Source organism: Rhodococcus sp. WAY2, from assembly GCF_009859915.1.
In the GTDB taxonomy this organism is placed as follows: Bacteria; Actinomycetota; Actinomycetes; order Mycobacteriales; family Mycobacteriaceae; genus Rhodococcus_F; species Rhodococcus_F oxybenzonivorans.
On the sequence record NZ_CP046572.1, the window covers coordinates 5,404,739 to 5,427,704 of the forward strand.

At 67.0% G+C, this 22,966-nt stretch carries 2 protein-coding genes (1 of these 2 only partly in view); one reads left to right on the top strand and one right to left on the bottom strand.

Annotation, left to right across the window (positions count from 1 at the left end; genetic code table 11):
- Nucleotides 1-2,970 carry a non-ribosomal peptide synthetase gene (locus GFS60_RS24395; RefSeq protein ID WP_159925264.1) on the top strand — a complete coding sequence of 990 codons (2,970 nt, stop codon included), beginning with the start codon at nucleotides 1-3 and terminating at the stop codon, nucleotides 2,968-2,970.
- Here the strand turns inward: GFS60_RS24395 and GFS60_RS24400 are convergent.
- On the bottom strand, nucleotides 2,931-22,966 hold the 3' portion of the coding sequence (locus GFS60_RS24400) for a non-ribosomal peptide synthase/polyketide synthase (protein WP_236603276.1). Its footprint extends 6,754 nt past the window's final position; 20,036 of the gene's 26,790 nt are visible here — the last part of the coding sequence; its start codon lies beyond the right edge, outside the window — the gene reads right to left on this strand; it ends in the stop codon at nucleotides 2,931-2,933. The two genes, GFS60_RS24395 and GFS60_RS24400, sit on opposite strands and share 40 nt — an antisense overlap.

Genomic DNA, 22,966 nt, shown 5'->3' on the forward strand with positions numbered 1-22,966 from the left:
ATGCACCAATCCCATTGGGGTCGGGCTGGGCTGGCGCGCACGGCGTACGGCCATGCACTGTCGGTGCGTATTCCCCTGGGCTCCTCGGCCGACGAATGCCCGGATCGAGAGCGGTGGAACGGCGATACCCTCGCACGCACTCTCGGGGCTGCGAGTGACCGGTGGTGGGGCAACGAAGTGCCGCAACCGCGGCTGTGGATCGAACGCGTCGACGCTGCTTCCACCGACTCGGTGGCACGACGACAACTCGATGCCGAACTACGCAGGCCGATGAGTATCGACGGGCCGGTGATGCGGGCTGTGCTGCTGCGATACTCGGACGGCGCGGCCGATCTCGTCGTCACGGCGGATCGCCGCGACCTGGATCCACCGTCTCTGAGCACGGTGGTGGATGTCCTTCTGGGCAACCGCGATCCCGACTCCCTCACCGCGGAACCTGTGCGGCGGCGCCCCGACGGGCGGGCCCTGCTGCCACCGCCGCCAACGATCCCAGGGGGACGCACCCGGTTCGCGTGGATGGCAGGTCGGGAACCGAGTCCACACCCCGCGCTGGTCGAGGTATCGCTGGGTCGGCAACAGTGTGAGGACACAGCCCGTGTCGCACTCGCGGCCGGGAGGGTCCTGGGGCGCTACGAAGACCTCGACACGGTGCGAGTCGGTCTGTGGTCGCCGGTTCCCGAAGGACCCGTGGATGTGTTGCGAGGACAGCACGAATTCGGTGTGTTGTCGATCGACTGTGCCGAAGGTTCTGCACCTGAACATGTTTCGCAACCACCGATGGCGGCAGATGACGACACCGAAACCAGTACCGACTCTTCGGACCCTGTCCGGGAGAGCGCCGGCAGTGTTCCGGTCGGCGTCCTGGGCGGGGCCTGCGGATACCCTGGCTCGGAGCGACGATGGCTGCCCTGCCAGACCCCACCGTTTCCGCTCACTCTCGCCGTGGTCGTCGAAAAGTCGGGGGACGCATCGCTGCAGGTGCACGCGCAACCGTATGTGGTGGACGAACAGGCGGCACGGCAATTCGCACATCACGTGGTCGAGATGTTCCGCCGGCTCGGCGTCGAAGATTCAGGTTCCGAGCATGACGACGTGTTCGTGTCCGAAGATGATCACCTCGCGGTGGCCGAAACGGGACCGGACGGCGTGCCGGACCGGTCGCAGCGGATCGACACCGTGTTCCGGCAGCGAGCCCGTGAGAGGCCGTACTCGGTCGCGCTGGTGCAGGGCCGCCGTACACTCACCTACGGCGAATTGGACGAGCAATCACGTTGGGCCGCAGCCGGACTCCGGGAATGTGGTGCCTCCCCCGGTGATCGTGTCGGCGTGTGCCTGGACCGATCCATCGAGCTCATCGTCACGATGCTGGCGATTCTCCAGGTGGGTGCGGCGTTCGTGCCCATGGACTTCCGGCACCCACCGGACCGCCTCGAGTACACCGCCGGTGACGCCGGGATTCGCCTGGTCGTCACCGACCGGCCGGACATCAGCTGGGGTGACGGAATACGCGCGGTGTCTCCGCAGGATCTCGAGGCCGCGGCGAGTGCTGCCTACCCAGACGGGGCCCGCTCACCCGGGCCGGAGGCCGATGTGGGCGAGGCCGCCGCTGTGGCGTACGTGATCTACACATCCGGGTCGACGGGCCGTCCCAAGGGTGTGCTCATTCCCCACCGCAATGTGCTCGCTCTCCTCGCCGCGACCGACACAGAATTCGCTCTCGCCCCCGATGACACCTGGTCGATGTTCCATTCTTCGGCGTTCGACTTCTCGGTATGGGAGATCTGGGGTGCGTTGCTCACAGGCGCCCGGTTGGTCATCGTGCCGTACTGGATATCCCGCTCACCCGTCGAATTCCACACCCTCCTCCAGGAGGAAGGCGTGAGCGTGCTGAGCCAAACACCCTCCGCCTTCGGGCAACTCATGGTGGCCGACCGTGAACTGCCGAGCTTGGACCACCTCCGGTTGGTCGTCTTCGGTGGGGAGTCGCTCGACACGCGCATGCTCGTGTCGTGGATGGACCGCTACCCGGAGTCGACATGCCGATTGGTCAACATGTACGGGACCACCGAGACGACCGTGCACGTCACCGCCCACACCGTGACGCGGCGGGATGCGTTGTCGAATTCGAAGGTGGTGGGCAGGCCGTTGCAGGGGTGGTCCGTGCGAGTGCTCGACAATCGTGGCCGTCCCGTGCCCACAGGTGTGACCGGTGAAATCTATGTCGGGGGAGCGGGCGTCGCGCTCGGGTACCTCAACCGGCCCGAGCTGACCGAGCAACGGTTCGTGTGCTGGCGAAACGGCGAAAAGCTCTACCGCACGGGCGACCGGGGACGCCTTCACGGCGACGGCACTCTCGAGCACCTGGGTCGGCTGGATACTCAGGTGCAGATTCGTGGATTTCGGGTGGAACTCGGTGAGGTGCGGGGTGTGCTGCTCGACGACCCTCAGGTCACGGCTGCGGCAGTGGTGGCCACGGACTCCGACGATGACCCGGCAGGAGCGGGCATCGATGCGTACGTGGTCTCGCGCGGCGGGACACCGGCGTCGATACGTCAACGCGCTGCCACGTTCCTGCCCGAGTACATGCTGCCGCGCACCATCACCATCGTCGACGCGCTTCCTCTCACGATCAACGGAAAATTGGACACTGCCCGACTTCCGGTGCCCGATAGGCTTTTCCCGCCGCCACCCATTCGGGCACCGGAGGTGACATCGACGAACGATCTGGCTACCACTCTCACCGACATCTGGGAGTCCGTCCTCGGGGTTCCCGTCGGCGCCGACGACAACCTGTTCGAGCTCGGCGGAAACTCGTTGTGCGCCATCAAGGCCGACAGCATGATGCGCAGACTCGGCCTACCGGTACTGCCGATGCGTGAACTGTATCTCCGGCCGAGTATCCGGGGAATCTGCCAGACGCTGGACAGACTCTATCCTTCCGCGGACCCGGTGGATTCGGTGGACAAATAGCGTTCGACGACGGCCCCGATCTCTCGGGCAGGTTCCGGCTGCATCATGTCGTTGTGACTACACGCGACCGCATGCTCGTGAATGGTGCCGTCAACCGCGGTTCGCCACGCGTCGACGGCGCGTACGGCACCGTTCTGTGTGGTGCCGCTCGCGGTGACGAACAGCAGATCCCCGGAGAACGATGCGGGCGTGAACCGGCCCAGGATGCGGGTGGAGTTGGCGTATCCCTCGTTGATTCGCCGAAGATGCTCGGCGGTGAGCCCGGCCACCGCCGATCCGTATGCGCGCTGTATCAGGAGTGCGGCCTCGTCGTACGTCAATTCCTCTTCCTGTGATCGTGTGCCGGCGTCGACGCCGAGTCCCGCGAGCAACTCCGGGATCGGCAGTGCCGCGGCGTGTTCCTCGTCCGGATTGCCCGGGTAGCTGTCCAGCAGAACCAGCGCCCGAACTCGGTCACCGCCGGTGTGCAGTGCGGTGGCCATGGCGTGAGCGATTGTCCCACCCAGCGACCAGCCGAGGAGATGATAGGGGCCGTCCGGTTGAACTGCCTTGATCTCGTCGATGTACCGCCGGGCCAATTCGTCGATCGACTCGTATTCGGAGCCGCCGCTGATGGCGGGCAATTGCAGCCCGTATACGGGACGGTCCGGCGAGAGGTGGCGCACGAGAGAGGTGTATGCCCAGGCCAGTCCGATCCCGGCATGCACACAGAACAGAGGTGGGAGAGATCCGCTCGGTCGAAGCGGAACGAGCACACGTAGTGCCGCGTCGACGGTGTCGGCCTCGCCGATAGCTTCCGATTCTGCATCGAGCCGCGCGGCCAGCCCTGCCGTCGTCGGATCGAGGAACAGCGCCTGCAGAGGCACCGTGCGTCCTAGCCGCTTCTCCAAGGAGGTGACCACGCCGATCGCGGTCAACGAGGTGCCGCCCAGAGCAAAGAAGTTGTCGTCCACACCGATCCGTCCGGTGTCGGTGTCACCGCTGTCCGGTGCGAGTGCCTCCACGAAAGCGTCGAGAACGACGTGTTCGGTGGCGGTTCGAGGACTGCGGGACGGGGTGGATTCCGGACGGAACGCCGGCTCCGGCAGGGCGCTTCGGTCAAGTTTCCCGGCGGGTGTGAGCGGGATGTGGTCGAGCGAAACGATGGCGGCGGGAATCATGTGCGGGGGCAGCAGTGTGGACAGGTATGCGGTCAGTGCCTCCGGATCGGCCGATCCGGTATCGGACTGTATGTAGGTGACGACGACGGGGGTGCCGCCCGGACCCGGTCTGCTGACAGTTGCAGCGAAGGAGACGTCGGGGTGAGTGGTGAGCGCGGTGTCGATCTCGCCCGGTTCGATCCGGAAGCCTCGGACCTTGATCTGGAAGTCGGTGCGTCCCAGATGCTCCAGCGTGCCGTCGGAGTGTGCACGCACCAGGTCGCCGGTGCGGTACATCCGGCCACCGGTTTCCGTGAAGGGACAGGCCACGAAGTGGTGCGCCGTTGTCGCGGGCCGGGCGTTGTATCCACGGGCGAGTCCTGGACCGGCGAGGTACAGTTCGCCGGGTGTGCCCGCCGGGACGGGGTGGAGTCGGTCGTCCAGCACGGTGGCAACAAATCCGCGGGTCGGCAGGCCGATGGTGACCGGGTCGCCCGGAGTCAACGGCTCACTCATGTGCGACATGATGGTCGTTTCGGTGGGACCGTACGCGTTGACCATCCGACGGCCGGAGGCCCAGCGGGAGACGAGGGCCGAGGGGCACGACTCGCCCGCGACGGTGAGGACCCGCACCGTGCCGAGTCCGCCGGGTTCGAGGGTGGCCAGCGCGGTGGGTGTGATGAAGGCGTGGGTGACCCCTTCCCGAACGAAGAACTCGGCCAGCGCGGGCCCGCCGTAGGTCATCGGGGGCGCGATGATGACGCGGGCACCGGCGCAGAACGCCATCATCATCTCGAAGATCGACGCATCGAAGCTCGGGGACGCCAGGTGCGACACCCGCGCTTCGGCGGTCACCTTCAGCCGCGCCCGTTCCTGTTCGGCGAGATCGGCCAGACCTCGGTGGGTGAGCACGACGCCCTTCGGGGTGCCCGTCGATCCGGAGGTGTAGATGAGATACGCGGGGTGGTCGAGGCGGAGCGTCGCCGCGCGGTCGGCGTCGGTCACGGCGGCGGCCGGGAAACCTCGTAGACGGTCGTCGAAACGGGGTTCGTCGAGAACCAGCCACGACAGTTCATCGGGGAGCTTTGCCCGGAACTCCGAGACGGTGATGCCGAGCCGCGCCCCGCAGTCGTCGAGCATGTGGGAGATGCGCGCAGGGGGATAGGTGGGGTCGACGGGCACCAGGGCGGCCCCGGACTTCGCCACCGACCACAGAGCGACCACGGATTCGATCGAGCGCGGAAGGGCCGATATCACAGCGCTTTCCGGACCGGCTCCGCAATGCACCAGCCACCGCGCCAGTCGATTGGACAGTTCGTCGAGTTCCCGGTAGGTGAGGTGGCGGCCTGCGCAGGACACGGCCACATCGTCGCCACGTGCCCGCGCGGCGGAGGAGAGGATCTCGGGCCACAGTTGAGGAGTGCACCCGCGCGGTCCTGCGGTGGGTGCTTGCTCGTCACCGAGTCGGATGTCGCCGACGACGACCGTAGGTTCGGCGACGATCTGTTCGAGGACACGGAGGAACCGGTTCGCGAGATTCTGGATCGTCGCCGGCTCGAACAGGTCCGTGGCGTAGGTGAATCCGGCGGTGATCCCCGACGGCTCCCCCGCGGTGTCGAGTTCCTCGGTGACCACCAACTCGAGATCCACCTTGGCCGTCGCCGGTGTGCCCTCTGCGGGATGGACAGTGACACCGGGAATCTCGAGGTCGTACGGTGCGCTGCTGTCGAATTCGAGGGACACCTGGAACAGCGGGGAATGCGCGGTGGAACGGACGGGAGCCAGGGCCTCGACCAGCTGCTCGAACGGCAGATCGGCGTGGATGAAGGCGCCGAGGTCGACTTCCCGGGTGTCGGCGAGGAGTTCGGCGAACGATGCGGCGGCCGTCACCCGAGTACGCAGCACCAGCGTATTGACGAACATCCCGACAAGGTCGTCGAGGGCGGGTTCGGTGCGGCCCGCGATAGGTGTACCGATGACGATGTCCTCGGTGCCGGTCGATCGGGCAAGCAGGGCGGCGAAGGCGGCGTGCAACGTCATGAAGAGCGTCGAATTGCTCGCGCGCGCCGTCGAACGCAGTTGACGATGCAGTTCGGGATCGATGCGGAACCCGACGCGATCCCCGCGGAGGGTGCGTTGTGGTGGTCGTGGGTGGTCGGTGGGGAGGGGGAGGAGGTCGGGGAGTGCGTGGAGGGTGTTTTTCCAGTAGTGGAGTTGGGTGGTGATGAGGCTGTGGGGGTCGTCGGTGGTGCCGAGGAGTTGGTGTTGCCAGAGGGTGTAGTCGGCGTAGTGGATGGTGAGGGGGGTGAGGTGGGGGGTGTGGTGGTGGGTGTGGGCGGTGTAGGCGGTGACGAGGTCGCGCAGGAGTGGGGTGAGGGAGTGGCCGTCGGCGCTGATGTGGTGCAGGACGAGGGTGAGGATGTGGTGGTGGGGGGTGAGTTGGTAGAGGTGGGTGCGTAGTGGGGTGTCGGTGGTGACGTCGAATCCGGTGGTGGTGTCTTTGGTGATGTGGTGGGGGAGTTGGGTTTCGGTGGTGGTTGTGGTGGGGAGGTGGTGGGGTGTGGGTGGGTGGATGTGTTGGGTGGGTTGGCCGTGGTGGAGGGGGTAGGTGGTGCGGAGGGTTTCGTGGCGGGTGGTGAGGTCGGTGAGGGCGTGTTCGAGTGCGGTGGTGTCGAGGTGTCCGGTGAGGTGGAGGGTGAGGGGGATGTTGTAGGCGGGTGAGGTGGTGTCGTATTGGTTGAGGAACCACATGCGTTTTTGGGCGGGGGAGAGGGGGATCCACCGCGGCCGCGGACCCGCGACCAACGGATGCGGAACGTTGTTCGTTCGATGAACGAGGTGGCTCGACACGGTGCGCGGGGTCAGGTCCTCGAACAGCGTGCGCACGCCGATATCGGTGTGCAAAGCACTGTTGATGCGCGCTACCGCCCGGGTGGCAGTCAGCGAATTGCCGCCCGCTTCGAAGAAATTGTCGTCGATGCCCACGTGGTCGAGTCCGAGTGCGGCAGCGAAGGCGTCGGCGACCGTCTCCTCGATCGGAGTCGCGGTGTGGCGCGCGGTATCCGCGCCGCGGTCGAATTGGGGCTCGGGTAGCGCGGCGCGATCGAGCTTGCCCACCCGCGTCAACGGAATTTCCTCGATCGTCACGATGGCCGCCGGAACCATGTAGGCCGGAAGCGACTCGGCGAGGTATGCAGTGAGTTCCGCAGGAACGGCCTCCATGCCTTCGGCAGGCAAGACGTAGGAGACGAGCACGGTATCGCCGGAGGGTCCCGTCGTTCCGATCGTGGCCGCGTACGCGACAGCGGGGTGGCGGGTCAGCGCGGCATCGATTTCGCCCAGCTCGATCCGGAAACCGCGGACTTTCACCTGGAAGTCGCTGCGGCCCAGGTATTCGAGTGAGTGGTCCTCACGTCGCCATCGGACGATGTCGCCCGTGCGGTACAGGCGCTCACCGCCGCCGAACGGATCAGCCACGAATCGCTGTGCGGTCAGCCCCGGCCGCCGGTGGTATCCCCGGGCGCATCCGGGACCCGCGACATACAGCTCGCCGGGTACTCCCGCCGGCACCGGCTGCAGACGCGCATCGAGTACGAGCTCGGCTACACCGCGGATCGGTTTTCCGATCGTGATGTCGGCTCCGTCGCTCATCAGATCACTGATATTGCACATCACAGTCGTTTCGGTGGGCCCGTACCCGTTCCGAAGCCTCCTGCCCGGTGCCCATCTGTCGACCAGACCGGGTGGGCACGCCTCGCCACCCACCACCACGTCGCGGAAGGTGTCGAGGTCCGCGGGGTCGGTTGTGGCGAGCGCGGCGGTAGGCACGAACGCGTGTGTGATCCGCTCGGCTTCGATCAGCCGGGTCAGTTCGATGCCACCGAACACTCCGGGTGGCGTGATCACCATCGTTGCGGCAGAACCGAACGCGAGGAGGTAGTCGAACAGCGAACCGTCGAAGGTGGGCGAGGAGAAATGCAGCACGCGGGAATCGGTGTGCGGTGTGAGCAGCTCGGCTTGCGCTGCGGCGAACGGACCGAGACCGCGGTGCGTGACCACCACACCCTTGGGCACGCCCGTCGACCCGGAGGTGTAGATCAGGTAGGCCGGGTGGTCGATCCGCGACGGCAGTCGGCGATCCCGGTCGTCGACCGGAGCGGCCGAGTAGCTTTCCGTCCGGGTGCGGAAGTCGGGTCGGTCGACGAACAGCCAGGACGTGGTGTCCGGCAGCTGGTCGCGGTGCTCGGAACAGCTGAGACCCAGCAGGGTGCCGGAGTCGGTCAGCATCTGTTCGATGCGGGTGCGCGGGTACCCCGGGTCCACAGGCAGGAACGCCGCACCCGTCTTGCTGATTGCCCAGACGGCAAGGACCGAGTCGATCGACCGAGAGAGGGCGAACGCCACGAACGATTCCGGTGTGGCACCGAAGTCGATCAGCAAGCGCGCCATCCGGTTCGACGTCTCGTCCAGCTCGCGGTACGTCACCGTGCGCCCCTCGAACGACAGCGCAGGTGCCTCGGGATTTCCTGCGGCGGCGGCGCTGAAGATCTGCGCGAGGGTGCGGTACTCGACGGCCGGTGCTCCGCGGGCGGGCACGAGGTCCCGCAGTTCCGCGTCGTCGAGCACGTTCAGCGCAGCCAGCGTCGTATCGGGTTCGGTCGCCATGACGGTGAGAACCTTGCGGACTCGGGCAGCAATGGATTCCACATCCTCCTGCTCGAGCAGGTCGGGCAGGTACTCGAACTTCAGGTGGAGCTGGTCGTCCGCGGACGCCGCGATGGCCAGGGGGTAGTGGGTGGCGTCGGACCCGCGGGTGGCCGTGATCTCGAGGTCGGACTTCTGGGCGTCGAGCGTCGTGTCGAGGGGGTAGGACTCGAAGACGGTGAGGGTGTCGAAGGTGGTGGCGGGTCCGGTGGCGCGGTGGATGTCGGGGAGGCCGAGGTGGTGGTGGTCGAGGAGTTGGGTGTGGGTGTGGTGGGTGTGGTCGAGGACTTGGGTGAGGGTGTGGTGGGGGTCGAGGGTGATGCGGACGGGGATGGTGTTGATGAAGAGTCCGATCATGGTCTCGATGCCGGGGATGTGGGGTGGGCGTCCGGAGACGGTGGTGCCGAAGACGACGTCGTCGCGGTGGGTGAGGGTGGCCAGGACGATGCCCCAGGCGGTTTGGACCATGGTGTTGAGGGTGAGGTTCCGCTCGCGCGCCAGCGTTCGTAGTGCTTGCGTCCCTTCCTGATCGATCGACAGGCTCAGCTCCTCCGGGAAGCTCGCCACCGTTGCCCGGTCCGAGTCCGCGATGAGAAGAGTCGGCTCCTCCACACCGTCGAGTGCTTCCTTCCACGCGGCGACGCTGTCCTCGATCGGTTGCCGCCCGAGCCACGCCAGGTAGTCGCGATACGACCGCGGGTGCGGCAGCCCGGTGGTGTCGTTGTGGTGGGTGTAGAGGTGGAGGAGTTCGTGGAGGAGGAGGGGGGTGGACCAGCCGTCGAGGAGGATGTGGTGGTTGGTGATGACGAGGTGGTGGTGGTGTGGGGTGCGGGTGATGAGGGTGTAGCGGAGTAGGGGTGGGGTGTTCATATCGAAGCGGGTGTGGCGGTCGGTGGTGAGGATGTCTTCGACGGTGGTGGGGTGTTGGTGGGGTGGTTGGTGGGTGAGGTCGTGTTGGGTCCAGGGGAGGGGGGTGTGGTGGGTGATGATTTGGATGGGGTGGCCGTCGGGTGTGTGGGTGAAGGCGGCGCGGAGGTTGGGGTGGCGGTGGAGGAGGGTTTCGGCGGCGTGGTGGAGTCGGGTGGTGTCGAGGGGGCCGTGGAGGTCGAGGGTGAGTTGGACGGTGTAGGTGTCGAGGGTGTGGTCGGTGTATTCGGAGTGGAAGAGGAGGCCGGCTTGTAAGGGGGAGAGGGGCCAGATGTCGGTGAGGGTGGGGTAGTGGTGTTCGAGGGTGTCGATGGTGTGTTGGTCGAGGTGGACGAGGTCGAAGTCGGTGGGGGTGTGTCCGCCGGTGTGGGGTTGGTGGGTGTGGGTGGTGAGGGCGGTGAGTGCGGTGGTGAAGAGGTCGGCGAGTTCGCTCACCTCCGCGGCGGTGAGAACTCCTGTCGGATAGAGCCATCCCACTTCCAGGACCGGTCCGTCGTCCGTTTCGATGACCATGGCGTTGACGTCGAGAGTTGCTGCAGCACCGATGTCCGCACGGAACCGGCGATGTAGTCCGGTGCCCGACACCGGCATCCATCCACCGCCACCGGAGCGATCCGGAAGGCTCCCGCTGAACCTTCCGAGGTAGTTGAAGGTGATCTGGGGGTCGGGGTAGGTGCGGAGTTCTTCGGCGGTGTCGGGGTCGAGGTAGCGCAGTTGTCCGTATCCGGCGCCGTGGTCGGGGATGGTGCGTAGTTGTTCCTTGATGGTTTTGATGGCGGTGCCGGCGGCGTCTCCGCCGTGGAGGGCGTCGTCGAGGTCGATGCCGGTGAGGTCGAGTCGGACGGGGTGGATGGTGGTGAACCAGCCGACGGTGCGGGAGAGGTCCGCGCCGGGGATGAGACTATTTTCCCGGCCGTGCCCCTCGACCCCGACCAGAACCTCGTCGAACGGGTGAGCGTGACGACGCCGCCACCGCGCGACGGCCAGCGCCAGGGCGGTGAACAAGCCGTTGTCGACACCGGCGTGGAAGGCGCGGGGAAGTTCGCGCAGAAGCGTTTCGGTGACGTCCGGCGGGATCTCGGTCGTTACCTTGTCGGTGGTCAGCTCGGTGTCGTGGACGGGGTCGAGTGGCCGGGATCCGAGGAGGGGGTCGGGTCCGTCGAGGATGCGGCGCCAGAGGTCGAGTTCACCTGCCCGTTCGGGTGCGGTGTGGACGAGGGCGTGCGCCCAGCGGCGCATCGAGGTTCCGTTCTCGGGTAGGTCGGGGTCCCGGCCGGCGGTGATGTCTTCCCAGGCGGCGGCGAGATCGGGTACCAGGATACGCCAGGACACGCCGTCGACGGCCAGGTGATGGATCACCAGCAGGAGTCGGCCCTCCTGTGCTGAGAGGTCGCCGTTGCGGTGGTCCGGGGAGGCGTCGAACCAGACGGCCTGCAGCATGACGCCCCGGGCCGGATCGAGCCGGTCCTCGGCGAGGGTCAGCTGGTCACTGATCATCGCCCCGAACTCGGGGCCGCGGACCGACGGAGTGTCGATGCGCGACAGCAGGTTCGAGGCCTGGATCGCTCCGACGGGGAGCACCTCCATGGCCGGTCCGGTGGCCGATCGCCACAGCCGGGCGCGCAGCATGTCGTGGTGGTCCAGTACCGCCTGCACTGTTCGAGCGAGCGTGTCGAGGGACAGGCCCGGCGGCGCTGTCAGGACTGCGGCTTGAGAGAACCGGCTGATGTCGCCGCCACGGCCCAGCAGCCAGTGCGCGATGGGTGTCAACGGGAGCGCGCCGACGCCCCCGCCGGGAAGCTCCGCGAGACCCGTCGGCTGAGCGATGGTGGTGACCTCGGCGAGCGCAGCCACCGACTTGCGTTCGAACACGTCGCGCGGGCTGAAGAACATCCCTGCCGCCTTGGCGCGGGCCACCAGCTGGATGGCCATGATGCTGTCGCCGCCGAGCGCGAAGAACGAGTCGTCGATGCCGACGGTGTCCAGCCCGAGGACCTGTGCGAACAGTCCGGCGAGTACTCGCTCGGTGGGAAGCGACGGAGCCCGGCTCGACGTGACGCGCTCGGTGAAGTCCGGCGCCGGTAGCGCTTTCCTGTCGAGTTTGCCGTTCGCGGTGAGCGGCAACCGGTCGAGGACGACGAGAGTCGCGGGCACCATGTGCGGAGCCAACTCGGCACGGGCCGATTCCAGCACCGATTCGACGTCGAGTTCCTCATCGGGGACCCCGGGTACGACGTAACCGATGAGCCGGTCCACCCCGTTGTCGTCCGTGTGGACCTGCACCACCGCGTGCACTACTGCGGGGTGCCGTCGCAGCGTGATCTCGATCTCTCCGGGTTCGATGCGGTAACCGTGCAACTGAACCTGGAAGTCGCTGCGGCCCTGGTACTCCAGCTGCCCGTCTCGATTCCACCGGGCGAGGTCACCGGTGCGGTACATGCGGGTGCCGTGACCGGCAGGATCCGCCACGAAGCGGGTGGCGGTCAGCTCGGGCCGATTCAGATATCCTCGCGCGAGCTGACTGCCCGAGACATACATTTCACCGAGCACTCCGACCGGAACAGGGTGGAGTCGGCGATCGAGGACGGCGACGCGCAGCCCGGATATGGCCCGGCCGATGACCGACGCCCGTGCCGTTGCCGCCATTGTGCGGTCGAGTGCCAGCGCGCTCACGTGGACGGTCGTCTCCGTGATGCCGTACATGTTCACCAAGGTGGGGGCATCGTCGTCGTGACGGGCGTACCAGCGGTCGAGTTGACGGAGATCGAGGGCCTCGCCGCCGAAGATCACGTAGCACAGCGCCGTATCACCCTGTTGCGCAGCGGTATCGGGCGCACTGGCATCCGCCTCGACGAGCTGGTAGAACGCGGTGGGGGTCTGGCTGAGGACCGTGACGTGTTCACGGCGGAGCAGTGCGAGGAACGCTTCCGGGGACCGCGCTGTGTAGTAATCGACCAGCACGGCTCTGCCGCCCCTCAGCAGAGCTCCCCAGAGCTCCCACACGGAAAAGTCGAACGAGAACGAATGGAACAGCGTCCACACGTCGGAGTCGTCGATTCCGAACCGGTCGAGGGTGTTGGCGAACAACGTCAGAACGTTGCGGTGCGACACCGCAACGCCTTTGGGGTGTCCGGTAGACCCGGACGTATAGATCACGTACGCAGCGCAATCCGGCGTCAGTGCGTTCCGTCGGTCCGTCTCTGTCACAGGATCTGGTGAGAAGTCGCTCGCCGCCGTGATCACTGCTTCGGAGTCGACCACGACGTGCGGAATGCCGGTGTCCGGCAGTGACCCGTCGAGCTCGGTGGACGTCACGACGCACAGCGGGCGCGCATCGCCGAGTACGAACGCGATGCGTTCGGCCGGATAGGCGACGTCGAGGGGTAGGTGCGCGGCTCCGGATACCGTGACCGCGAGCCATGCGACGACGGAGTCGAACGAGCGCGGGAGCGCGACGGCTACCAAGGATTCCGGACCCGCGCCGATCGAGATCAGATACCGTGCCAAGCTGTTGACGCGGGCCGCCAGCGCCGAATACTTCGTCGTCGAGCCGTCCACCGTGACGGCACCGGAATCGGGGAATTGCGCAACGACTCGGGTGAAGCGGTCGGCGAGGGTGTCGGCGCCCGAGTCGGTGCCGGGCTCGTTCCACTGATGTGCGATGGTGTCGCGTTCAGTGTCTTCAATGATCTCGATGTCCCCGACCGGGAGGGTGGGGTCTGTCGAAACCGCCTCGAGTATCCGGAGGAAACGCTTCGCGAAGCCCTCGACCGTGTCGCGCTCGAAAAGATCCCCGGCGTAGGTGAAGGCGGCGGATACGCCGGCGGGTGAGGAATCTTCGGCGAGATGTTCACGCAGAGTGAGTTGCAGGTCGAACTTAGCGGCACCGAAATCGGTGTCTACGGCTTCGACCGTCAGGTCCGGCAACTCGAGAGAGATCGACTCGGCCCGGCCGAACTCGATGAGAACCTGGAACAACGGCGAATGCGCGGTGGAGCGGCCGGGGTCCAGCTCCTCGACGAGCACCTCGAACGGCAGATCGGCGTGAGTGAAGGCGCCGAGGTCGGCGTCCCGGGTGGTGTCGAGGAGTTCGGCGAACGATGCGGCGGCCGTCACCGGAGTACGCAGCACGAGCGTTCCGACGAACATTCCGACGAGGTCGTCGAGGGCGGGCTCACCGCGCCCGGCGACGGGTACACCGACAACGATGTCGGAACTGTCGGCGAGCCGGGCGAGCAGCACGGTGAACGCCGCGTGGAAGGCCATGAACATCGTCGTCTCGTGATCCCCGGACAGGGCGGACAGTCGGCGATGGACCTGCGGATCGATGTCGAAGTACACGGATTCGCCGCGGAGGGTGCGTTGTGGTGGTCGTGGGTGGTCGGTGGGGAGGGGGAGGAGGTCGGGGAGTGCGTGGAGGGTGTTTTTCCAGTAGTGGAGTTGGGTGGTGATGAGGCTGTGGGGGTCGTCGGTGGTGCCGAGGAGTTGGTGTTGCCAGAGGGTGTAGTCGGCGTAGTGGATGGTGAGGGGGGTGAGGTGGGGGGTGTGGTGGTGGGTGTGGGCGGTGTAGGCGGTGACGAGGTCGCGCAGGAGTGGGGTGAGGGAGTGGCCGTCGGCGCTGATGTGGTGCAGGACGAGGGTGAGGATGTGGTGGTGGGGGGTGAGTTGGTAGAGGTGGGTGCGTAGTGGGGTGTCGGTGGTGACGTCGAATCCGGTGGTGGTGTCTTTGGTGATGTGGTGGGGGAGTTGGGTTTCGGTGGTGGTTGTGGTGGGGAGGTGGTGGGGTGTGGGTGGGTGGATGTGTTGGGTGGGTTGGCCGTGGTGGAGGGGGTAGGTGGTGCGGAGGGTTTCGTGGCGGGTGGTGAGGTCGGTGAGGGCGTGTTCGAGTGCGGTGGTGTCGAGGTGTCCGGTGAGGTGGAGGGTGAGGGGGATGTTGTAGGCGGGTGAGGTGGTGTCGTATTGGTTGAGGAACCACATGCGTTTCTGGGCGGGGGAGAGGGGGATCCACCGCGGCCGGGGACCCGCAGTCAGGGCAGGCCGGGCGGTGGTGCCGCTCTCCGCCGAGGCCACCACCCGGGCGAGCGCGCGAGGGGTGGGGGCGTCGAACAGTGCGCGGACGCCGATGTCGGTGTGCAGCACCGTGTTGATGCGGGCCACCGCCCGGGTGGCGCTGAGGGAGTTACCGCCGTACTCGAAGAAGCTGTCGTCGACCCCGAGGCTGGGCATCTCGAGTACCGCAGCGAGCAGCCGGGTGAGCGTGTCTTCGAGCGGAGTGGTGGGGGCTGTCCGCCCGGTACCGTCACGCCCGTCCCGCCCGGAAGCACCGCGCAAGGCCCGCAGTGCGTCGCGGTCGAGTTTGCCGGTCGGGGTGCGCGGTATCTCGGCAATCGGCACTATCGCTGCGGGAACCATGTGCGAGGGCAGTCGCTGGGCAAGGAACGCGACGAGGCTGCGGGCCTCGAGATCTTGATCGGGGGCGGGGAGTACGTAGGCGGTGAGGGCTGTGTCACCCGAAGCCGTCTGGTCAGCGAGCGTGGCTGCGAAGGCGACGGCGGGATGGCGGGTCAGCACCGCATCGATCTCACCCAGTTCGATGCGGAAACCGCGGACCTTCACCTGGAAATCGCTGCGGCCCAGATACTCCAGCGTATGACCATGATCGCGCCACCGGACGATGTCACCGGTGCGGTACAGCCGCTCACCCGCGCCGCCGTAGGGGTGTGCCACGAACCGGGTCGCGGTGAGGCCGCGGCGCCCGTAGTAACCACGCGCCAGCCCGCCGCCGGCGACATAGAGCTCGCCGGGCGCGCCTACCGGGACCGGTTGCAGCCGGGTGTCGAGCACGAGTTCGGTGACGCCGCGAACAGGGCCGCCGATCGGGACCGTCTCCCCCGGGACCAGGCCGTGGGTGAGGTTGGTGGCCACCGTCGCCTCGGTCGGGCCGTACGCATTGAGCATGCGGTGTTTCGGCGCCCAGCGAGCGACCAGCTCCGTCGGGCATTCCTCGCCACCGGTAAGGATGCATTCGAGCCCGTCGAATCCGGCCGGATCGAGCGAGGCCAGTGCGGTGGGAGTGAGGAAGGCATGGGTCACGCCGCCGTCGAGCATCCGCCGCTTCAGCTCTTCGCCGCCGTACACGGTGGGTGGGACCAGAACCATGGTGGCTCCCGCCGACCAGGTCAGCAGGTACTCGAGGATCGATGCGTCGAAGCTCGGGGACGAGAAATGCATGACGCGCGATCGCGACGTCACGTCGGCGCGCTCGCGCAATTCGTCTGCCAGCGCGTAGATCCCACGGTGGCTGAGCACGACACCTTTCGGGATGCCGGTCGACCCGGAGGTGTAGATGACGTAGGCCGGGGTGTCGACGCTTGGAGCTGACAGGTCGACGCCGGAACCGGTGGCAGGCGCGCCGCCGTCCGTGCGTACGTCGTCGACACTTGTCCATGCGACGGTGCCGGGCAGTGCTTCGAGATGCTCGGAGACGGTCAGGCCGAGGGCGACACCGGAGTCGGACACCATGTGGTCGATGCGGGCGCGGGGGTAGGTGGGGTCCACGGGAAGGAACGCGGCGCCGGTCTTCACTACCGACCACACGGCGACCACAGACTCTATCGACCGCGGCACCGCCACCGCAACAACGGTTTCGGGACCGGCCCCCCGGCCGACGAGCAAGCGGGCGAGCTGGGTGGAGCGTTCGTCGAGTTCGTTATAGGTCACCTGGACGTCCCCGACGACCACCGCGGTCGAATTGCCATGACGGGCAGCGGCTTCCGTGATGAGGTGGGCGAGGGTGCGGGGCCGCTCGGCCGCCTCGCCGCGGGCGGGCACCAGCGTTGCCGACTCTTCGTGGGTGAGAACGCTCAGGCGGGAGAGCGGAAGAGCCGGTGTGTCGGCCATCGCGACGAGAACGGTGATCACCCGCTCGAGCAGGGTGTCGACCGCTGCGGTATCGAAAGCGGCGCTGTCGTAGGTGGCACGCAGGTGCAGGCGGGTGTCGGCGGTGGCGGCGATCGCCAGAGGGTAGTGAGTGGTGTCCATCGTATGGACACCTGTGATGTCGAGTTCGCTGTCGTGGGGGTCGAGAGCGGCGGTGTCGAGGGGGTAGGACTCGAAGACGGTGAGGGTGTCGAAGGTGGTGGCGGGTCCGGTGGCGCGGTGGATGTCGGGGAGGCCGAGGTGGTGGTGGTCGAGGAGTTGGGTGTGGGTGTGGTGGGTGTGGTCGAGGACTTGGGTGAGGGTGTGGTGGGGGTCGAGGGTGATGCGGACGGGGATGGTGTTGATGAAGAGTCCGATCATGGTTTCGATGCCGGGGATGTGGGGTGGGCGTCCGGAGACGGTGGTGCCGAAGACGACGTCGTCGCGGTGGGTGAGGGTGGCCAGGACGATGCCCCAGGCGGTTTGGACCATGGTGTTGAGGGTGAGGTTCCGTTCGCGCGCCAGCGCCCGCAGGGCGTCGGTGTGTTCGGCGGCGAGCGTCACGACGTGGTCGGCCGGCGCCCCCCGCTCCAAGGGGAGATGGCCCTGGGGCACAAGAAGTGTCGGTTCCTCGACTCCCTCGAGCGCCCGGCGCCACGCCTCGACCGACTCGGCGTAGTCGCGCTGAGCCAACCAGGCGAGGTAATCCCGGTAGGGGGTCACCGGTGGAAGTCCGGTTGTGTCGTTGTGGTGGGTGTAGAGGTGGAGCAGTTCGTGGAGGAGGAGGGGGGTGGACCAGCCGTCGAGGAGGATGTGGTGGTTGGTGATGACGAGGTGGTGGTGGTGTGGGGTGCGGGTGATGAGGGTGTAGCGGAGTAGGGGTGGGGTGTTCATGTCGAAGCGGGTGTGGCGGTCGGTGGTGAGGATGTCTTCGACGGTGGTGGGGTGTTGGTGGGGTGGTTGGTGGGTGAGGTCGTGTTGGGTCCAGGGGAGGGGGGTGTGGTGGGTGATGATTTGGATGGGGTGGCCGTCGGGTGTGTGGGTGAAGGCGGCGCGGAGGTTGGGGTGGCGGTGGAGGAGGGTTTCGGCGGCGTGGTGGAGTCGGGTGGTGTCGAGGGGGCCGTGGAGGTCGAGGGTGAGTTGGACGGTGTAGGTGTCGAGGGTGTGGTCGGTGTATTCGGAGTGGAAGAGGAGGCCGGCTTGTAAGGGGGAGAGGGGCCAGATGTCGGTGAGGGTGGGGTAGTGGTGTTCGAGGGTGTCGATGGTGTGTTGGTCGAGGTGGACGAGGTCGAAGTCGGTGGGGGTGTGTCCGCCGGTGTGGGGTTGGTGGGTGTGGGTGGTGAGGGCGGTGAGTGCGGTGGTGAAGAGGTCGGCGAGTTCGCGCACCTCCGCAGCGGTGAGAACTCCGGCCGCATACGTCCACGTGGACTTCAACTCTCGTGCACCCGCGGCCCCCACCGCGGCGGCGTCGATGCTCAGCGCCGCAGGTGCGGGCATCTCCGCGTTCTGACGTCCCCCGAGGTCGGCATCCTCGACCGGCGCCCACGCCGAGTTCCGTCCCTCGACATCTGCGGCGGTGGTGAACCTTCCGAGGTAGTTGAAGGTGATCTGGGGGTCGGGGTAGGTGCGGAGTTCTTCGGCGGTGTCGGGGTCGAGGTAGCGCAGTTGTCCGTATCCGGCGCCGTGGTCGGGGATGGTGCGTAGTTGTTCCTTGATGGTTTTGATGGCGGTGCCGGCGGCGTCTCTGCCGTGGAGGGCGTCGTCGAGGTCGATGCCGGTGAGGTCGAGTCGGACGGGGTGGATGGTGGTGAACCAGCCGACGGTGCGGGAGAGATCTGCGCCGGGGATGAGGCTGTTGCCGCGGCCGTGACCCTCGACGGTCACCAAAACCTCGTTCACCCGAAGGCCCCTGCGGTGTCGCCAGACGGCGATCGCGAGCGCGAGCGCAGTGAGCAGTGCGTCGTCGGTGCCGGCGTGAAAAGCCTTGGGCACGTCTGCCAATAGTGCCTCGGTGACGCCGGTCGGCACGTCGACCGTGAGGTCGCGGGACGTCGCGCGGGTGTCGAGGGCGGGGTCGAGTGGCCGGGATCCGAGGAGGGGGTCGGGTCCGTCGAGGATGCGGCGCCAGAGGTCGAGTTCATCGGCGCGTTCGGGGGCGGTGTCGATGAGGGCGTGCGCCCAGCGGCGCATCGAGGTTCCGTTCTCGGGTAGGTCGGGGTCCCGGCCGGCGGTGATGTCTTCCCAGGCGGCGGCGAGGTCGGGTACCAGGATTCGCCAGGACACGCCGTCGACGGCCAGGTGATGGATCACCAGCAGTAGTCGGCCCTCCTGTGCTGAGAGGTCGCCGTTGCGGTGGTCCCGGGAGGCGTCGAACCACACGGCCTGCAGCATGACGCCCCGGGCCGGATCGAGCCGGCCGGCTGCGGCCTCCAGTTCGGCGACCGCCAGGCGATGGAACTCCGGGCCTGTGACCCTCGCGACCGCGACCCGTCGGAGAAGATCGCCGCCGCCGGGGGCGGGTCCCGCGGGTACCTCCATGATCGGGTCGCGGCCCGGGGTGAGACGAAGCCGAGCGCGCAGGGCGGCGTGGTGCTCGACGACGGCCCCGAGGCTACGCGTGAGCGTCTCGTGGTCGACCCCGGCCGGGGTGGTCAGCAGTGCGGCCTGCGAGAACTGGCTGAAGTCGCCACCGAGCTCGAGCAGCCAGGCAATGACCGGAGTCGGGGGGAACTCTCCGGTGTCGCCACCGGGCAGTTCCTCCAGAGTGGGTGCGGCGAACGGCTGGATCGATACGGCCCGCGCGAGCCGGCTGACGGTCTTGTGTTCGAACACGTCGCGCGGTTGCACCGTGAGGCCGGCGGTTCGTGCCCTCGCGACCAATTGAATGGCCATGATGCTGTCGCCGCCGAGCGCGAAGAACGAATCGTCGACACCCACGGCGTCGAGGCCGAGTACCTCGGCGAACAGGGCCGCGAGTACGCGCTCGGCCTCCGAGCTCGGCATCCGCTGACTCGTTGCACGGACGGAGAAGTCGGGGGCGGGAAGTGCCCCGCGATCGACCTTGCCGTTCGGTGTCAGCGGGAACGACGGCAGGATGAGGATCGTCGACGGCACCATGTGCGACGGCAGGGCAGAGGCGGCATGGTCGATCAGGATGTTCCCGTCGATCTCCGCATCCGGCTCGGGCACGGCGTAACCGATCAGATGGTCGGCGCCGTGGGAGTCCCGGTGGAGTGCCACCACGGCCTGGGCAACCCCTGGGTGGCGGAGCAGTGTGGATTCGATCTCTCCCGGTTCGACTCGGTAGCCGTGCAGCTGAATCTGGAAATCGCTGCGTCCCAGATACTCGATCCGTCCGAGACTGTTGTGGCGGGCGAGGTCACCGGTGCGATACATCCGGCTCCCCGGGGCACCGTTCGGATCCGGGATGAACCGAAGTGCGGTCAGGTCCGGTCGTCCCAGGTATCCGCGGGCCAGTTGCGCACCGCTGATGTACATTTCGGCAGCGACTCCGCGCGGCACCGGGTGCAACCGGTGATCGAGGAGATACACCCGGGTATTCCACACCGGGGTGCCGATCGGAATCACCGGTGTGAGCGGCAGCGACGTGACATCGCAATAGGTGGCCGTCACCGACGCCTCTGCCGGACCGTACATGTTCCCGAGCGCGACACCTCGGGACAGCACCCGGTCGGCGGTGCGGGCAGGCAGGGCCTCACCTCCCGAGAACACCCGGCGGAGCGACGAAGGGAACGCGCGCCGGTGGTCGCCGACGAACACCTCGAGCATCGAGGGCACGAATTCGACGACGGTGATGTTCTCGGTCGACAGCACCGTAGTCAGGTACTCGAGATCGAGATGGCCGTCGGGCCGGAGAATGACCAAAGCGCTGCCGGCGCACAATGCCGAGAACGACTCCCAGATAGCGACATCGAACGCGATCGGTGCTTTCTGGAGGGTGCGGTCGTCGGGAAGGAGCGGCAGCTGGGATTGGGACCACGCCAGCTGATTGGTGATCGCTGCATGGGACACTGCGACGCCCTTGGGTCTTCCGGTGGAGCCCGAGGTATAGACCACGTAGGCGAGGTTCTCCGGGTGCAGGGAAGCGATGCGGTCGGCGTCCGTGACCGGACGCGCATCCACGGCCTCGAGATCGACGACGTCCAGGGCGAGAACTTCGGTGCCGGGAGGGACCGGAACATCGACGCCGGAAACCGTGAGCACCAATGCGGGCGCGGAGGAGTCGAGCAGATAGGCGATGCGTTCGGGGGGATGTCCGAGGTCGAGGGCAAGCAGGGCGGCGCCCGCTTTGACGACGGCGAACATTCCGGCAAGCAGTTCGAACGATCGCGGCAAGGCCAGTGCCACCACGCACTCCGGTCCGATGCCCCGCCCGATCAGGATGCGCGCGAGCTGATTGGTCCAGGCGTCGAACTCGAGGTAGGTCAGGGCATCCCCCTCGAACACGACAGCGGTATCCTCGGGTGCCCTGGCGACCTGGGCATCGAAGAGGTCGAGGATCGTGTCACCGGGTAAGTCGTGCCTGGTGACGAACTTCCGGTCGAGCGCTCGCTCGAGCTCGGTGCTGTCGAGCAAGGGAATATCACCGACCACCGTGGTGGGCAGGTAAGAGACCGTGTCGATCACGCGGAGGAACATGTCGACGAACCTATGCACGGTCGTTTCGTCGAAGAGATCGGTGGAATACACGAATTCGCCGGTGATTCCGCCAGGCGCACCGTCGTCGGTGAGGTGCTCGCGCAGAACGACATTCAGGTCGAACTGGGACAGGTGCGAGTCGAGGTCGAGGGTGGACACGCGCAGTCCAGGCAGTTCCGGTTTCGCCTCCGCCAGGTTCAGGAAGGAGAGCATCACCTGGAACAGGGGGTGTGCAGCCGTGGAACGCGCCGGGTTCAGTTCCTCGACCAGACGCTCGAAGGGGATATCCGCGTGTGCGAAGGCGTCGACATCCGTTTCTCGTACGCGGGCCAGGACCTTGTCGAACGGCAGTGCCGGGTCGATTCGCGTGCGCAGCACGAGGGTGCCGACGAACATGCCGACGAGATCGTCGAGTGCCTGTTCGCCACGTCCCGCGATCGGCGACCCTACCGTGACGTCGCCGGTGTTCCCGAGCCGCGACAGCAGCACCGCAAGAGCGGCGTGGACGGTGACGAAGGGAGTGGCATCGTGTTCCCGCGCCATCTCGGTCAGCCGACGGTGTGTCGCCGGCGACATGGTGAAGCGGGCGGTGGCCGCCTGGTAGGTGGCGGTCGAGGGTCGTGGACGGTCGGCCGGCAGTTCGAGCCTCTCAGGGAGATCGGCCAACGTGGACCGCCAGTAGGTGAGCTGCTCGGACAGTGGCGACGTCGGGTCTTCGGCGGACCCCAGGACCTCTCGTTGCCAGAGTGCGAAGTCCCCGTACTGCACGGGAAGTGGCTTCCAGTCGGGGGCGCGACCCTGCGTGCGCGCGGCATACGCCGTGGTCATGTCTCGCGCCAGCGGAACCAGGGACCACCCATCCGCCGCGATGTGATGCACCACCAGCGCGAAGACATGGGTGAGTGGGTCCACGCGGAATACCTCGGCGCGCAGCGGTGCCCGAACCGTGACGTCGAAGGTGGTGGCGATGACGTCGTCGATCCGCTCCCGCAGGTGCTTGTCGTCGAGGATCGGTATCGGCGTGAGTTCGAATTGTGCCTCGTCGACGGGTTGCACCACCTGGACCGGTCCCTCGTCGGTGAGGGGGTACACCGTCCGCAACGATTCGTGTCGAGTGACGACGTCCACCAGGGCAGCGCTGAGAGCGGCAATATCGAGTGGTCCGCTGATGCGCACGACCATCGGTATGTTGTAGGCCGCGGAGCTGGTATCGAATTGATTGACGAACCACATCCGTTGTTGCGCAAACGATACCGGAACCGGCCGGGTGCGACCCCTCGGTTGGAGCGGTGGAAGGGACGCCTCCTTGTCTTCGGCGTCGAGCACGGCGGCCAGGGCCTGCACGGTCGGCGCCTCGAACAGGGCGCGCACACCGATTCCGGTGCCCAGCGCCGAGTTGAGGCGGGCCACCACCTTCGTGGCGATCAGGGAGGTGCCGCCGAGTTCGAAGAAGTTGTCGTCGACGCCCACACCTTCGACACCGAGTACCTGCGCGAACACCGATGCGACCGCTTCCTCCCGTGGTGTCCTGGGCGCGCGGAACTCGGCGGCGTACCCGAGGGACTCGGGCACGGGCAGGGCGGTGCGGTCGAACGCACCGGTGTCGTCGACGGGAAAAGTGTCGAGTTCGACTATCTCGGCGGGAATGC

Bases quoted from the DNA above. Each gene is read 5' to 3' on its own strand.
- GFS60_RS24395 (WP_159925264.1), top strand. From the start codon at position 1: ATGCACCAATCCCATTGGGGTCGGGCTGGGCTGGCGCGCACGGCGTAC.